Origin of the sequence: Edwardsiella piscicida (genome assembly GCF_021733145.1) — a bacterium.
Classification (GTDB): domain Bacteria; phylum Pseudomonadota; class Gammaproteobacteria; order Enterobacterales; family Enterobacteriaceae; genus Edwardsiella; species Edwardsiella piscicida.
Window position 1 is genome coordinate 266,776 of sequence record NZ_CP090968.1, and the last position, 15,286, is coordinate 282,061.

General features: G+C 60.0%; 11 protein-coding genes. 4 read left to right on the top strand and 7 right to left on the bottom strand.

Annotation, left to right across the window (positions count from 1 at the left end; translation table 11 throughout):
* Positions 1 to 35: 35 nt before the first annotated feature.
* Positions 36 to 1,127 carry an alanine racemase gene (gene alr / locus L1P05_RS01210; protein WP_012847117.1) on the top strand — a complete coding sequence of 364 codons (1,092 nt, stop codon included), beginning with the start codon at positions 36 to 38 and terminating at the stop codon, positions 1,125 to 1,127.
* A gap of 72 nt (positions 1,128 to 1,199) precedes the next feature.
* Here the strand turns inward: alr and yqhD are convergent, their stop codons facing one another.
* Entirely contained in the window at positions 1,200 to 2,357 is a 1,158-nt protein-coding gene (gene yqhD / locus L1P05_RS01215) for an alcohol dehydrogenase (protein WP_012847118.1), read from the bottom strand.
* A gap of 209 nt (positions 2,358 to 2,566) precedes the next feature.
* Here yqhD and L1P05_RS01220 point away from each other — a divergent pair, with 209 nt between their 5' ends.
* Together L1P05_RS01220 and L1P05_RS01225 are read left to right on the top strand one after the other, a co-directional pair.
* Positions 2,567 to 3,478 carry an AraC family transcriptional regulator gene (locus L1P05_RS01220; RefSeq protein WP_015460740.1) on the top strand — a complete coding sequence of 304 codons (912 nt, stop codon included), beginning with the start codon at positions 2,567 to 2,569 and terminating at the stop codon, positions 3,476 to 3,478.
* A gap of 58 nt (positions 3,479 to 3,536) precedes the next feature.
* The gene (locus tag L1P05_RS01225; protein WP_012847122.1) at positions 3,537 to 4,826 is read left to right on the top strand and encodes an alpha/beta fold hydrolase; all 1,290 of its coding nucleotides are present in this window, start codon (positions 3,537 to 3,539) and stop codon (positions 4,824 to 4,826) included.
* 46 nt (positions 4,827 to 4,872) lie between these two features.
* Here the strand turns inward: L1P05_RS01225 and L1P05_RS01230 are convergent, their stop codons facing one another.
* Positions 4,873 to 5,505 carry an outer membrane protein gene (locus tag L1P05_RS01230; protein WP_012847123.1) on the bottom strand — a complete coding sequence of 211 codons (633 nt, stop codon included), beginning with the start codon at positions 5,503 to 5,505 and terminating at the stop codon, positions 4,873 to 4,875.
* 935 nt (positions 5,506 to 6,440) lie between these two features.
* Here L1P05_RS01230 and sodC point away from each other — a divergent pair.
* On the top strand, positions 6,441 to 6,968 hold the full coding sequence (sodC, locus tag L1P05_RS01235) for a superoxide dismutase family protein (protein WP_012847125.1): 528 nt from the start codon (positions 6,441 to 6,443) through the stop codon (positions 6,966 to 6,968).
* A gap of 59 nt (positions 6,969 to 7,027) precedes the next feature.
* Here the strand turns inward: sodC and narI are convergent, their stop codons facing one another.
* From narI to L1P05_RS01260, 5 genes are read right to left on the bottom strand one after another with little or no spacing between them, the layout of a single operon-like run.
* Positions 7,028 to 7,708 (bottom strand): respiratory nitrate reductase subunit gamma, encoded by a 681-nt coding sequence (narI, locus tag L1P05_RS01240; RefSeq protein ID WP_012847126.1) that lies wholly within the window; start codon positions 7,706 to 7,708, stop codon positions 7,028 to 7,030.
* Positions 7,709 to 7,718: 10 nt separating this feature from the next.
* Positions 7,719 to 8,375: a nitrate reductase molybdenum cofactor assembly chaperone gene (gene narJ, locus L1P05_RS01245; RefSeq protein WP_012847127.1), complete on the bottom strand. Its 657-nt coding sequence runs from the start codon at positions 8,373 to 8,375 to the stop codon at positions 7,719 to 7,721.
* 3 nt (positions 8,376 to 8,378) lie between these two features.
* The gene (gene narH / locus L1P05_RS01250; protein ID WP_012847128.1) at positions 8,379 to 9,899 is read right to left on the bottom strand and encodes a nitrate reductase subunit beta; all 1,521 of its coding nucleotides are present in this window, start codon (positions 9,897 to 9,899) and stop codon (positions 8,379 to 8,381) included.
* A gap of 26 nt (positions 9,900 to 9,925) precedes the next feature.
* The gene (locus L1P05_RS01255; protein ID WP_012847129.1) at positions 9,926 to 13,597 is read right to left on the bottom strand and encodes a nitrate reductase subunit alpha; all 3,672 of its coding nucleotides are present in this window, start codon (positions 13,595 to 13,597) and stop codon (positions 9,926 to 9,928) included.
* A gap of 18 nt (positions 13,598 to 13,615) precedes the next feature.
* A complete protein-coding gene (locus L1P05_RS01260) occupies positions 13,616 to 14,998 on the bottom strand; it encodes a NarK family nitrate/nitrite MFS transporter (RefSeq protein WP_014524159.1) in 1,383 nt (460 codons plus the stop codon).
* Positions 14,999 to 15,286 lie beyond the last annotated feature (288 nt).

Genomic DNA, 15,286 nt, shown 5'->3' on the forward strand with positions numbered 1-15,286 from the left:
CCAACCAAGCTCATTAATGGAACCAAGGAAGCAACATGAAAGCGGCAACCGCCATCATTGATCGCCGCGCTCTGCGACATAACTTTCAGCAGATTCGTAAGTTTGCGCCGCACAGTCGCCTTATTGCCGTGGTGAAGGCCAACGCCTACGGGCATGGCCTGCTGGAGACCGCCAAAATCCTCCACCAGGCCGACTGCTACGGCGTGGCGCGCATCGGCGAAGCGCTGATGCTGCGCTCCGGCGGGATCGTCAAGCCGATCCTGCTGCTGGAGGGCTTTTTCTCCGCCAGCGATCTGCCGGTGCTGGTGGCCAATAACATCGAAACGGCGGTACACAGCGAAGAACAGCTGCAGGCGTTGGAGAATGCCCGTCTGGAGCGCCCGATTAAGGTATGGATGAAGCTGGACACCGGCATGCATCGCCTTGGGGTGCGCCCGGAGCAGGCCGAGGCGTTTTATCGTCGCCTGTGCACCTGTCCTAACGTGGCCCAGCCGGTAAACTTTATGAGCCACTTCAGCCGCGCCGATGAGCCGGAGTGCGGGCGCACCGAGCAGCAGCTGGCCTGTTTCGACGATTTTGTGCAGGGGAAAGCGGGCGAGCAGTCTATCGCCGCCTCCGGCGGGATCCTGCTGTGGCCGCAGTCGCACCGTGACATGGTGCGGCCGGGAATTATTATGTACGGCGTCTCGCCGCAGGCGGATCTGTCGCTGGCGGCCGATCACTACGGGCTGCAGCCGGCGATGACCCTTCAGTCTAGCCTGATCGCGGTGCGCGAACATAAGGCCGGCGAGCCGGTGGGCTACGGCGGCGCCTGGGTGGCGCAGCGTGATACCCGTCTCGGGGTGGTGGCGATAGGCTACGGCGACGGCTATCCGCGCAGCGCACCGTCGGGCACGCCGGTGCTGATCAATGGCCGAGAGGTGCCGATCGTGGGGCGGGTCTCCATGGATATGATCTCGGTCGATCTGGGGCCGCAGGCGGCGGATCGCGTGGGTGATAATGTGATCATGTGGGGACCGGGGCTGCCGGTTGAAAAAGTGGCCGCCTGTACCGGTATCAGCGCCTATGAGCTGATCACCAAGCTGACCTCACGCGTTGCGATGGAATATATCGGCGAAGAGGCGTAGCGCGCGTCGCTGACGCCTCAACGATAGAGCGGGCCGGCATTTGCCGGCCCGCTCTGTTTGTTGCGCGCGGGATCAGCGGGCCGCGTGATAGATCTGGCGGCTCTGCTCCAGCGTGATGTCGCCGTGCTCGCCCAGGGCGGTCATGCGGTGCTCCTGCAGCTTATCGAGCAGCGCCGGAATGGTGCTGCCGTCCAGGCCGTAGTCGCTCAGGCGAGTTTTTACCCCCATCTGCTCAAAGAAGGCTCGCGTCGCGTCGATGGCGGCGTCAATGCGCTGCTCGTCGCTGCCGCTGTGGATATTCCAGACCCGCTCGGCGTACTGCAGCAGCTTGGTGTGTTTTTTATCGCGCTTCAGCTGCAGCACGTTGGGCAGCACGATGGCCAGGGTCTGGGCATGATCCAGCCCGTGCATGGCAGTCAGCTCATGGCCGAGCATATGGGTAGACCAATCCTGCGGAACCCCGGCGCCGATCAGCCCGTTGAGCGCCATGGTGGCACACCACATGATATTGGCGCGCACCCCATAGTTTTCCGGCTCCTGCAGCGCTCGCGGACCCTCTTCGATCAGGGTCTGCAGCAGTCCTTCCGCGAAGCGATCCTGCACGCGGGCATCGACCGGATAGGTCAGATACTGTTCCACGATGTGTACAAAGGCATCCACGACCCCGTTGGCGATCTGACGTGGCGGCAGGGTGTAGGTGACCTGTGGATCCAGCACGGCAAAGCGCGGCATGACAAAGGGGGACATAAAGTGCAGCTTATCACCGGTTGCGCTGCGGGTGATCACGGCGCCCATATTCATTTCAGATCCGGTGGCCGGCAGGGTGAGAACCACCCCCATAGGAATGGCGCGGGTGACGTCGCTGCCGACGGTTTCCATGATGTGCCAGGGATCGCCGACGTAGTCTGCGGCGGCGGCGATAAACTTGGTACCGTCAATGACCGAGCCGCCGCCGACGGCGAGCAGGTAGTCGATCTTCTCGTTATGCACCATCTCCACCGCCTGCATCAGGGTTTCGTAGTGGGGATTCGGCTCAATGCCGCCAAACTCGAAGACGTGACGGCCGTGCAGGGCGGCGTGCACCTGATCCAGTACGCCGTTACGTTTAATGCTGCCGCCGCCGTAGGTGATCAGGACGCGCGCCTGCGGCGGAATTTCATCGCGCAGGTTGGCAATCTGATCTCGGCCGAACAGAATTTTGGTCGGGGTGTGAAGAACAAAGTTTTCCATGATGCAACCCTCACTCATATACCTAAAAAGCATGAATATGTCCGGCGTCAGCGCCGGTATGAAATTTGAGTGCTATTGTGGGCGCATTGCGCCATCGGCTCAATGCACATTTCTGTAGGTTGTTTGCCTATTCCTGCAAAAAACTGTAGAAAAATATGTTAAACAGGCAGAATAATTGCCAATTAAGTTGGTTGTATGGAGACCACCGCATGGTTATCGACGATAGATGGAAACAGTTGGCCGCACAGGTTCAGCGCCTGCATCAACAGCCGGGGGTCAAGCCCTCGCCGGTCGAGCATGTTAACCTCATCTATGTCAACGCACATCAACCCCGCACGCCGGTCATGTATCAACCCAGTCTGATCATTATATTGCAGGGGCGCAAAGTCGGGTATCTGGGGGAGCGGGTGTTTCACTATGACCCGAGCAATTATTTGCTGATGACGCTGCCGTTGCCCTGCGAATGTGAGACCTTTGCCTCGCCGCAGGAGCCGTTGATCGGCCTGGCGCTGCGGGTTGACGTGCAGATGCTGCAGGATCTGCTGATGGATATCGGCGATGGGATGCGTACGGCGGTGCGTCCGCACGCCGATGGGGTACGCTCGGTCGCGCTGGACGATGCCATGCTGTGCGCCTGCGAGCGCCTGGTGGAGGCGATGGAGGATCCCCTACATGCGCGGGTGCTCGGCCCGCAGATCGTTCGCGAGATGCTGTTCCACGCCCTGTGCGGGGCGGGCGGCGACGCCCTGCTGGCGCTGGCCAGCCGCCATAGCCACTTTAGTCAGATAGCCAAGGCGCTGCGCCTGATTGAGCAGAACTATGCCAGCAGCCTGAACGTCGACAGGCTGGCGCAGTCGGTCAATATGAGCATCTCGTCGTTTCACCACAACTTTAAGGCGGTGACGGCGACCTCGCCGCTGCAGTACATTAAATCGTATCGGCTACATAAGGCGCGCATGATGATCCTGCACGATGGGCTAAAGGCCAGCACGGCGGCGAGTCGGGTCGGCTATGAGAGTCCGTCGCAGTTTAGCCGTGAATACAAACGGTTTTTTGGCAATACCCCCAGCGATCAGGCCAGCCGCTACCGCAGCGGTGGACTGCGCATCGCGGAACTGTGAGTCTGGACAGACCGATACCCGTCGGGAGAGTGGTCTGCATGCCAAGGAGTGTCGACAGATGATTGAACGAGCGTTTTTAGTACCGGGGATGGCGGTGCGGGAGTTCCGTACCGAGGTGCCGTTGAACTGGCGCGACCCCAGCGACGGGCGGCGGCTGACGCTGTTTGCCCGCGAGCTGTGCGCCCCGGGCCGCGAGGCGGATGAGATGCCCTGTCTGCTGTTCCTGCAGGGAGGTCCCGGCGGCAAATGCCCGCGCCCGACCTCCCACAGCGGCTGGCTGGCGGAGGCGCTGCGCGATTACCGGGTGATCCTGATGGATCAGCGCGGCACCGGCAACAGTAGCCGGATCGAGGCCAGCGTCCTGCGCGATATGACCCCAGAGCAGGCGGCGGACTACCTGAGCCACTTCCGCGCCGATGCCATTGTGCGCGACGCGGAGCATCTGCGACTGCGCCACTTTGGCGGTCGGCGCTGGACGACGCTGGGGCAAAGCTACGGCGGTTTTATTACGCTGACCTACCTATCCCAGGCGCCGCAGGGGCTGCATGCCTGCTATATCACCGGCGGTCTGCCGGCGATAGCGCCGGATGCCACTCGGCTGTACGAGGCGACCTATCGTCTCGTGGCGCAGCGCAATCAGCACTTTTTCACCCGTTATCCGCAGGCGCGCGAGCAGCTCGATCGTATCGTGGCCCTGCTGCGTGAGCAGGCGGTATATCTACCCGACGGCGATCTGCTCAGCGTAGAGCGTCTGCTGACGCTGGGGCTGGATATGGGCATGAGCGAGGGCTATGAACGCCTGCTGTGGCTGCTGGATGAGGCCTTTAACCAGGAGGGGGAGCTGAGTGATACCTTCCTGAATCAGGTGATGCAGCGCAGCGGTTTTGCCGACAATCCGCTGTACGCGGTGCTGCATGAGAGTATCTATGCCGATGCGGACAGCGGTGCGACCCGCTGGGTCGCTCAGCGGGTGCGTGACGACCTACCGGCGTTCTCTCCGGAGCGGAGTTCGCCGCTGCTGACCGGCGAGATGATCTACCCGTGGATGTTTGATCAGATGCAGTCGCTGCGTCCGTTTCGCGCGGCGGTAGAGCTGCTGGCCCGGCGTGAGACGTGGCCGGTGCTGTACGATGCCGCGCGTCTGCGCGACAACGACATACCGGTGATGGCGGCGGTGTATTATCACGACATGTATGTCGACGTCGGTCTATCGCTGGAGAGCGCGGCGCAGATCGGCAATCTCCAGACCTGGATCACCAGCGAATACGATCATAACGGCCTGCGCGTAGCGCCGGTGTTTCGGCGCCTGCGGGACATGATGGCCGAGCGCGGCGTCGCGACCGAATAGCAAAACGGCTCCCATTGGGAGCCGTTGGTTTTCGCGACCGAACCACTTAGAAGTAGTAGTTCACACCCAGCGTAACGTCATGGGTCGTCACTTTGGCCTGGGAGTTACCGGCGCTGGCTTTGCCTGCGTCCAGGTATTTGTAGCCCAGATCCAGATCCAGACGCTCGTTAACGTTGTAGATCACACCGGTGCCGACGCTCCAGGCAAAGTTGTTGCTGTTGCTCTGGACGTTGTCGCCGTTCATGTCGTTTTTCAGGCTGACGTTAGCATAACCGATACCGGCGCCGACGTAAGGGGTGAACGGGGTACCGGTTTTAATGTCATAGTAACCGTTAACCATCAGCGTCTGCAGACCCAGACGGCTGTCGTTGGTCTCTGCGGCATCGTTGGTATGGCTAGAGGTGGCGTTAGCGCGGAAGGTGTAGTCCAGCTCGGCGCGAACCGGCAGGCTGAATTGGTTTTCGAAGTTATAGCCAAAAACCAGACCGGCGTTACCAACGCCTTTGTTATCGTTGCTCATGCCATTGCCGTTAACATCTTTCTGATCGAACAGATGCTCGGCGCTGATACCCATTTTGGCACCGGCATAGTAACCTGTGTTGTTGATGCCTGCGGCGTTGGCCAGAGTAGCGCCGGAGACCAGACCTACGAACAGGGCCAGTTTAGTGAATGCTTTCATGATGGATTCCTGATTATCAACTATCGCGTGACAGAGGACCTATCGGGTGACCTGTGTCACAAAAAAAGAACACGCGGCATAATGATAGCCAGCAATGAAGAAAATTTGAATTTATTTAATATGAATAAAATCAAAGGGAAAAATAAAATTGTATCGAATGTTTTCCATTCGTTGAAAATAACATGAGAAGCGCGGGAGAGAACGCGATAAAAACGGTTTACGGGCGCTCACTATTTACCCTGCTGGTTGCGTTGCCAAGGCGTAGAAATATGCACTGGTTAGCTTCTTAGAGAATTAAAATAAATCCCGATATAACTTATAAAGCTGAGTTAGTCCATCTTATCGCCAGGCTAACGTTTATTTTTGGCGGTGATGGGGGGCATTCCTCTTATTTTCTCTGTCGGCGCGGTGCCTCAGCGCGCAGCGGCAGAGCGTCTCAGCACTCCCGCGAAGGGAGCTGATGCCAACCTCGGCGAACGTACGGCTTGCCGATCAGATAGGTGCGCTTTGCTCGGCCGGTCTATTGCCGTCGCTGAGCACGAGTAGCCATGCGTTTATTTTTCATTTGTCCAATACCTATTTCTTTCTGTTTTAAGCAAGTATAGAAAAATAATTTCTTGTGTCTCGCGGCGTGGACCCCGATTCCATTTTTCCTCACCTGATAGCGCAGTAAGGGGGTATGGGCGTGCGCCGAGTAAAGCAACTCATATTCGGAATATTCTTGGCGTTGGGCCGAAAAAATAACGACGCGGCTCTTTTTTATCTGTCATTTCATAGCGTCACATTGACCGGCGTCGCGTGAGGGTGGACACGGGTAGAGTGACTTTTGTCACCCTTATGTCAATACGGCCTGTTTTTTGTTAGTAAACGGTTTTTTTTTTGTTAGCATGAAAATGGACTGCAGAGATTACATGAGACAATATGGAGATAACGATATGAAAAAAATGAAAATATTGGTACTGGCCACCGCGTTGATGAGCGGGGCTGCCTACAGCGCCTCTGAGTCGATAACGCTGTATGAAGCGGGGCCGCAGGGGGCGGGGCCGGCGATCGGTGAGGTGACGGTCAGCGAAACGCCCTATGGTCTGCTGTTTACGCCCAGCCTGCACGGTCTTCCGCAGGGGATCCACGGTTTTCATGTCCATGAAAACGCCAGCTGCCTGCCGGGCGTCAAAGAGGGTAAACCGGTGCCGGCCCTGATGGCCGGTGGCCACTGGGATCCCGAGAAGCGCGGTAAGCATATGGGGCCCTACAGCGATGCCGGGCACCTGGGCGATCTGCCGGGACTGGTGGTCAATGCGGACGGTACGGCAAACTATGCCGTGCTGGCGCCGCGTTTGAAATCGCTCTCCCAGCTGAAGGGACATGCGCTGATGGTGCACGTCGGCGGCGATAACTATGACGATCATCCGCACGCGCTGGGCGGCGGCGGGGCGCGTATGGCCTGCGGCGTTATTCAGTAATGCGGACGGCGGCGTCAGTGGGTTGAGGGCTGGCGCCGCGTCGGGGCGGAGAAGCGCGTTTAGCGCAGGGTTTTAACGACCTGGCGTCGCCGCAGGAGATAGCCCAGCGGCAGGCTGCAGATATGCACCAGGCGAGTAAAGGGGAAGATCAGGAAAATGGTCAGCCCCAGCACCATATGCACCTTGAACAGCCAATTGACCTCTTGCAGATACTGGGCCGGATCGGGACGGAAGGTCACGATCCCCTGGCTCCAGCTGATCAGGTTTTGCAGCGTGGCGCCGGAGGGGTGCAGCAGATCGACCGGGATCGTCAGCATGCCCAGGCAGATCTGGATCGTCAGCAGGATCAGGATCAGCTTGTCGGAAAACGACGAGGTGGCGGCGACCCGGGCGCAGAAGAGGCGGCGGGCCAAGAGCATCAGCGCGCCGATCAGTAGCAGGGTGCCGAAGAAGCTGCCGGCGATCAGCTCCAGGATCTGATGCGTCTGGCTGGAGATATAGGCATCATACCAAGAGCGTGGCGTCAGCAGTCCGGCCACGTGGCCGAAGAAAACCCCCAGCATGCCGACGTGAAACAGGTTAAGCGCATAGCGGCTATAGCGCCCGTTGGCCATCAGCAGCGAAGAGCCGCTTTTCCACGTGTATTGGCCATAGTCGAACCGATAGAGGCACCCCAGCAACAGCACCGTGATGGCGATATAGGGGTAGATGTTGAATAAAAAATAGGACAGTGCGGACATTCAATCCTCCTTATCGCTCAAGATCCAGGTAGTGAACCGGCGCCGGGCGACCCTGGGGTATATCGGGGAGCTCAACGCGGGCCGGAGCGTGTGCGCGATCCCACTCCGCATCGATCGCCGCCGTCGGCGTGCCGTCGGCCTCTGGCACCAGGCCATCGGTCTCTCTGCCGGCCAGCTGCAGTAGCAGCTGAAACAGCACGCCGTACATACCGTCGTGGGTGCGGCGATACAGAATCTCCGCCACCTCGGCAATCTGCGTCAGGATACGCCGGCCCTCCTCAGGCTGCTGCTGTGACCGCAGATAGGCAAACTCCAGCACCATCGGCAGATAGTCGGGCAGCTCCCGCGGCGCGGGCTCCAGCGCGGCCTGGCGATAGTGGCTCAGGATATTAACCATCGCCTGCCCGCGGTTTTTAGACTCGGCCAGCTGGTGCTCACACAGATACAGGGCGCAGCGGCGGGTATGATCGAACTGCGCAATGTAATCGCTTTGACGGCTTGCCAGCGGGGCCTCCCAGTAATGGGCGATAAACGCCTGCAGGCGCTTCTGCTGCGCCGCCGTCATTTCGCGACACTGCGGCAGCGCGGCCTCCAGCTCACCGCGCGCCTGCCACAGCGCCTCATCGGGGTAGTCCAGCAGGCGGGCCAACATTAACAGGCTCAGCATGGCTTACTCCTTGCTATGGGTGTTGATCACCAGGCGATCGTCGGGGCGATAGCCGGTGAGGTTGGTACCGTCGGTATCGTGGGGCGTATTGAAGCTGAAGCCGCAGCTACCGTGCTCAATATATTCGCGATCGCTTCCCGGGCGATGCATCCCGGTGGGGATCACGAAGCGTTCATGGTACGGCGCCAGCGCCAGAAGGCGGTACATGGCCTCGGCCTGTGGAGCGCTGAGATCGGCCTGCTGCAGCCACTGCGGCGCCTGTGGACTGAGCAGGCTGCGGCGGTAGTGACGCAGGGCGATCAGGCGGGTCAACGCCGCCTCTACCGGCTTACGGTTACCGGCGCACAGCAGGTTGGCCAGGTAGTCGATCGGAATACGCATCTGCGCGAGCTCCGCCAGGCGGATATCGTGGGGCTCGGCCAGGCTGGCGTCATCGAAGCGGATCGGCGACAGGGGCGGCACGTACCACACCATCGGCAGCGTACGGAACTCCGGATGCAGCGGCAGCGCTAGGCGCCACTCTTTAATCAGGCGGTAGACCGGCGAACGCTGGGCATGCGCCAGGATCTCATCGCTGATGCCGTCGCGGCGGGCCTGTGCCAGGATGTCCGGATCGTTGGGATCGAGGAAGATCTTCATCTGCGCGTCGTACAGCGCCTGCGGATCCTCTTCTGCTGCCGCGGCGGGGATCGCCTCGGCATCGTACAGCATGACGCCGATATAGCGGATACGTCCGACGCAGCTCTCGGAGCACAGGGTTGGCAGTCCGGCCTCGATACGCGGGTAGCAGAAGATACACTTCTCCGATTTCCCGCTTTTCCAGTTGTAGTAGATCTTCTTGTAGGGGCAGGCGCTGACGCACATGCGCCAGCCGCGGCACTGATCCTGATTGATCAGCACCACGCCGTCTTCGGCCCGTTTATAGATGGCGCCGCTGGGGCAAGAGGCGACGCAGGCCGGGTTAAGGCAGTGCTCGCACAGCCGCGGTAGGTACATCATGAAGGTCTGCTCAAACTGGGCATACAGCTGCTTGTCCAGCCCATCAAGATTGCGGTCGCCCTGACGGACGCGGGCTTCGCCGCCCAGGTCATCCTCCCAGTTGGCGCTGCCCTCAATTTTCTCCAGCGTCTTACCGGTGAGCAGCGAATAGGGGCGCGCCGTCGGCTGGTGGCGTGCGCCGGCGGGGGCGTTGTGCAAATGCGCATAGTCGAAGGAGTAGGGTTCATAGTAGTCCCCTACCGCCGGCATATGCGGATTGGCGAAGATTTTGGCCAGCAGGCTGAGCTTGCCGCCCATGCGCGGCGTCAGCTGGCCGTTGACTCGCTGCCAGCCGCCGTGCCACTTATCCTGATCCTCCCAGTCGCGGGGAAAGCCGCGCCCCGGCTTGGTCTCAACGTTGTTGAACCAGCCGTACTCAATGCCCTCGCGGCTGGTCCAGACGTTTTTGCACACCACCGAGCAGGTGTGGCAACCGATGCACTTATCGAGGTTTAGCACCATGGAAACCTGTGCACGAATTTTCATTTTTTTCTCCCTCTTCCCGATCGGTTTCAGTCCCACTCCACCCGGTTAAGCCTGCGAATAATCACAGTTTCATCCCGGTTGGAGCCGATGGTGCCGTAATAGTTGTAGCCCCATGACAGGTGGGCATAGCCGCCGATCATGTGGATCGGGTTGGGACAAATCCGGGTAATGGAGTTGTGGATCCCACCGCGCTCCCCGGTGACCTCCGACAGGGGCATGTTCAACGTACGCTCCTGGGCGTGGTACATCAGCGCCAGCCCGGCGGGAATGCGCTGGCTGACCACCGCGCGCGCCACCATGGCGCCGTTGCCGTTAAACAGCTCGACCCAGTCGTTGTCGGCGATGGCGCCGCGCTGCGCATCGTGCTCGCTGATCCAGATGAGCGGGCCGCCGCGCGACAGGGTCTGCATGATCTGGTTGTCGGTATAGGTGGAGTGGATCCCCCATTTCTGGTGGGCGGTGCCAAAGTTCAGCACCAGCTCCGGCTGCCCGTTGGCCGTATGTTCGCGTACGCTGCGGCAGCTTTGGGTATCCAGCGGGGGTTTATAGCAGGCGAAGCCTTCGCCGAAGGCCTGCATCCAGGCGTGATCCTGATAGGCCTGCTGACGGCCGGTCAGGGTGCGCCAGGGGACGGCGTGGGTGATGTTCAGGCTGCCGGCGGTGTAGGCGTGCCGATCGCTGTCAATGCCCGACCACAGCGGGCTGGCGATCACCCGTCCCGGCTGGCGCTGAATATCGGCGAAACGGTAGTGCACGCCTTTCTTGTCGGCGGCTAGGTCGGCTATCTCTTGCTGACCGGTTTTGGCGGCCAGATCGCGCCAGGCGCGATCGGCGACCTGGCCGTTGGTTTCCGGCGCCAGGGTGAGAATGGTCTCCAGCGCCTGGGTGGCATCCTGCATGTTGGCACAGGGGCCGACGCCGTCCAGCGTCTCGCTGCCGTGACGCGCGCACAGGCTGTCGATCTCGGGGCGGGTGTCCCAGTGAACGCCCTTGCCGCCGTTGCCGTGGGCCGCCAGCGCCGGGCCGAGGTGGGTATATTTAAAATAGGTCTGCGGATAGTCGCGCTCCACGACGGCGATGGCGGGCGCGGTTTTCCCGGCGACAAAGGTCTGCGGATCGTTTTTCCAATCGCTGACGCCGCAGGCCTGGCCCAGCTCTGCCGGCGAGTCATGCAGCAGCGGCGTGAGCATGACGTCGCGCTCTTTGCCCAGGTGCCCCGCGCACAGAGCGGAGAACTGCCGGGCGATCCCTTTGAAAATCTCCCAGTCCGAGCGCGCCTCCCACATGGGATCGATGGCGCGGGTAAAGGGGTGAACGTAGGGGTGCATGTCGGTACTGCTGAGGTCCTCCTTCTCATACCAGGTGGCCGACGGCAGGATCACGTCTGAATAGAGACAGGTCGTGGACATCCGGAAGTCGAGCGTCACCAGCAGGTCAAGCTTGCCCTCGACGCTGTCGCGCCAGGCGACCTGCTGCGGCAGCGGCAGCCCCTTTTGCTGCAGATCCTGCTCCATGACGCCGTGGCGGGTGCCCAGCAGGTGTTTCAGAAAGTATTCATGCCCTTTACTGGAGGAGCCGAGCAGGTTGGCGCGCCAGACAAACAGTACGCGCGGATAGTTTCCCGGCGCGTCGGGATCTTCGCTGGCGATGCGTAGGGTGCCCTGTTTCAGCGCCTGCGCGACCTCGGCCTTGACGTCGCCGTCCGCCGCCTCGGCGGCCAGCGTGAGCGGGTTGCGATCCAGCTGGGGAGAAGAGGGCAGCCAGCCCAGGCGTTCGGCGATGACGTTGAAGTCGATCAGGCTATGGGGGAACTGGTCACGCTCGGCCAGCGGCGACAGCAGCGTATGGGCATCCACGTTTTCATAGCGCCACTGGCTGGTGTGATTGTAGAAGAACGAGGTGCCGTTCATCAGGCGCGCCGGGCTTTGCCAGTCTCCCGCCAGGGCGACCGGCGCCCATCCGGCCAGCGGCCGCAGCTTTTCCTGACCGACATAGTGCGCCCAGCCGCCGCCGTTGACGCCGATGGTGCCGCACATCATCAGCACGTTGATGATGCTGCGATAGGTCATATCGCTATGGAACCAGTGGTTGATCCCGGCTCCGACGATGATCAGCGAGCGGCCATGGGTTATGCGGGCGTTGGTAGCAAACTCCTGCGCCAGACGGATGATCTGCTGGCGCGGTACGCCGGTAATGGCCTCGGCCCAGGCCGGAGAGCAGGGCGCATCTTCCGCGGGGATCTCTCCCGCGCGCGGGCGCAGGCCGTAGTGGGCCAGCATCAGATCGAAGACGGTGGCGACGGCGACGCGCTCGCCGCGGGTCGTGGTGATCCAGTGCACCGGTACCTGACCGAGGGTATAGCGGTCGTTGGCGTTGTCATGGCTGAAGTCAGGCTGAACGACGCAGACCTCGTCTTCTCCCAGCGTCTGCAGGCTAAGCAGCGGATCGATGGCGGCGCCGCTGAGGGCATCCTGCTGTACGGTGTTCCACTGTCCCCCCTGATCCCAGCGAAATCCCGCCGAGCCGCGGGGAATGACTATCTGCTGTGAATCTTGGTCGAATGCCAGGGTTTTCCACTGGGCCAGCGGCTGGTCTTGCCACGTCGCCAGATCGGCGGCGCGCAGGTAGCGTCCTGATTGATAGGTGTTTTCTTGGCCGGCGCAGGGCGTCAGCATCACCAGCATTGGGAAGTCGGTAAAGCGTTTGGCATAGCGGATAAAGTAGTCGCAGGGCTGCTGTAGGTAAAACTGCTGCAGAATAACCTGGCCTAATGCCAGCGCTAGCGCGGCATCGGTGCCGGCCCGCGGCGCGAGCCACTCATCGGCGAACTTGCAGTTTTCCGCATAGTCGGCGCTGACGGCCACTACCTTGGTGCCGTTGTAGCGTGCCTCGGTCATAAAGTGGGCGTCCGGCGTGCGGGTTTGCGGCACGTTAGATCCCCACATCACTAAATACTGTGCGTTATACCAGTCGGCGGACTCCGGCACGTCGGTCTGTTCGCCCCAGGTTTGCGGCGAGGAGGGCGGCAGATCGCAATACCAGTCGTAGAAGCTCAGGCAGGTGCCGCCGATCAGCGACAGGTAGCGGGAGCCGGAGGCGAACGAGAGCATGGCGTGAGCCGGGATCGGCGAAAACCCGGCGACGCGATCGGGGCCAAAGCGTTTGACGGTGGCGACATTGGACGCCGCGATCAGCTCGTTGGCCTCTTGCCAGGAGACGCGGACTAGGCCGCCCATACCGCGCTCGCGCTTATAGCGCTGGCTCAGCTCGGGGTTGTCCAGAATGGCCTGCCAGGCGTCAACGGCGTCGGGGTGCTGCGCTCTTTGCTCACGCCACAGATCCAGCAGCGCCCTGCGCATCAGCGGGTATTTAATCCGGTTGGCGCTATAGATATACCAGGAGTAGCTGGCGCCGCGCGGGCAGCCGCGCGGCTCGTGATTTGGCAGATCGATGGGCGTTTCCGGGTAGTCGGTATACTGCGTCTCCCAGGTAATCAGCCCGCTTTTCACGTAGATTTTCCAGCTGCAGGAGCCGGTACAGTTCACCCCATGGGTGGATCGCACCACCTTATCGTACTGCCAGCGGCTGCGGTAGCTCTGCTCCCAGTCGGAGCTGTCCTGCAGGTAGAGCTCATGGGCATTGGCGGCCATGGGCTTGCCTGCGGTGAAGTAGCGGATCTTTTTCAGAAAGGTACTCATGTCCGTTTCTCCCGACGATTAATGGTGCCTTCCATAGGACAGCCAGGTGACGCCCATGCACAGCAGGTAAAAGACGCTGAAGCAAACCAGCGGCAACAGCACGGAGTGGGTCAGGGTAATCGCGCTGCCGAAGGTTTTGGGAATGATAAAGCCGCCGAAGGCGCCGATGGCAGAGGTAAAGCCGAGCGCCGCAGAGCTCATCACATCGGCATACTGATCGACATGTTTCCCCTGCATCCCCTGTTGCTGCGCCTCCTGCGCGGATTTCTGATGGAAAATCTGCGAAATAAGCTGGAAGCTGGAGCCGCTGCCGAGGTTGGTAAAGATAAACAGCCCCATGAAGACGATGTAGAACAGAATAAAGGAGCCGCTGCTGTGCTCGCTCGGCAGGGTCGGGACGATCAGCAGGCTGAAGATAATCATGAAGAAAAAAGCCACCTGCGTGATGCGATAGCCGCTAAATTTATCGGAAAGCCGACCGCCGATGGGACGGGCGATGGCGCCCAGCAGCGGGCCGACAAACGCGTAGTCGATGATGTCGATATCCGGAAACTGGGTCTTGGTCAGCAGGGCAAATCCCGCGGAGAAACCGACAAAAGAACCGAAGGTGGCCAGGTAAATCAGGCTGGTTATCCAGGTATCTTTCTTACCCAAAATGACGAACTGGGAAGAGAGCGATGACTGCATACCCGCAATGTCGTTCATCATGAACCAAGAGAGCAGGCAGGCGATAATAATAAAGGGAACCCAGAGGAAGGCCGCATTTTGTAGCCAAATCATCGTATTATAATCAACATGCTGCGGCGCGCCGCCCAGGCTACCGAACAGGCCGATGCCGATGACCAGCGGGACGCACAGCTGCACGACGCCGATCCCGCCATCGCCCAGCCCGCCGTTGATCCCCAGGCCATAGCCCTGCAGGCGTTTAGGGAAAAAGAAGCTGATATTCGCCATGCTTGAGGCAAAGTTACCGCCCCCGATACCGCACAGGATGGCGATACAGGCAAACGAATAGAACGACGTCTGCGGATCTTGAATTGCGAAGCCCAGCCAAATGCTGGGGATCAGCAGTAGCGCGGTGCTGATCGTGGTCCAGCGGCGTCCGCCAAAAATGGGAACGACGAAAGAGAACGGAATACGCAGAAGGGCACCGGAGATCGAGGGTAAGGCCGCCAGCCAGAAGAGTTGATTGGTCGTAAAATCAAATCCGATGTGATTAAGCTTGATAACGACAGAACTGAATACCATCCAAATACAGAACGCCAGTACTAGACAGAATACGGAGACCCATAGATTTCTTTTTGCAATGCTGTTTCCCGTTGCGTTCCAAAAGGTTTCATCTTCAGGATCCCAATTTTTTAATACGCGCGCGTTTTGGCTCTCTAACGGTTGATTACTCATATCGACACCTTTTTTTTGCATATCGATGATGCTTTTAGTCTGTGAAGCCGCGTAACAACCTGTTTAGCTGCGAGCAGACCTGCCCACGCTCAGCGCCGCCCATTTATGTTTCCCCGACTTATCCGTTTCACAATATCGCGTTATACCGATGATTACAAAGTGACACCCATTTATGAAATAGCATAGATAGCGGAATTAGCCAGTGAGAAAAACAGTTATAATTTCAGTATGTTGATTGAGGGTAATAGGGTTCTACTCCAGCGTATAATTCGCATGGGCTAACTGAGT

Bases quoted from the DNA above. Each gene is read 5' to 3' on its own strand.
- alr (WP_012847117.1), top strand. From the start codon at position 36: ATGAAAGCGGCAACCGCCATCATTGATCGCCGCGCTCTGCGACATAAC.
- yqhD (WP_012847118.1), bottom strand. From the start codon at position 2,357: ATGGAAAACTTTGTTCTTCACACCCCGACCAAAATTCTGTTCGGCCGA.
- L1P05_RS01220 (WP_015460740.1), top strand. From the start codon at position 2,567: ATGGTTATCGACGATAGATGGAAACAGTTGGCCGCACAGGTTCAGCGC.
- L1P05_RS01225 (WP_012847122.1), top strand. From the start codon at position 3,537: ATGATTGAACGAGCGTTTTTAGTACCGGGGATGGCGGTGCGGGAGTTC.
- L1P05_RS01230 (WP_012847123.1), bottom strand. From the start codon at position 5,505: ATGAAAGCATTCACTAAACTGGCCCTGTTCGTAGGTCTGGTCTCCGGC.
- sodC (WP_012847125.1), top strand. From the start codon at position 6,441: ATGAAAAAAATGAAAATATTGGTACTGGCCACCGCGTTGATGAGCGGG.
- narI (WP_012847126.1), bottom strand. From the start codon at position 7,708: ATGTCCGCACTGTCCTATTTTTTATTCAACATCTACCCCTATATCGCC.
- narJ (WP_012847127.1), bottom strand. From the start codon at position 8,375: ATGCTGAGCCTGTTAATGTTGGCCCGCCTGCTGGACTACCCCGATGAG.
- narH (WP_012847128.1), bottom strand. From the start codon at position 9,899: ATGAAAATTCGTGCACAGGTTTCCATGGTGCTAAACCTCGATAAGTGC.
- L1P05_RS01255 (WP_012847129.1), bottom strand. From the start codon at position 13,597: ATGAGTACCTTTCTGAAAAAGATCCGCTACTTCACCGCAGGCAAGCCC.
- L1P05_RS01260 (WP_014524159.1), bottom strand. From the start codon at position 14,998: ATGAGTAATCAACCGTTAGAGAGCCAAAACGCGCGCGTATTAAAAAAT.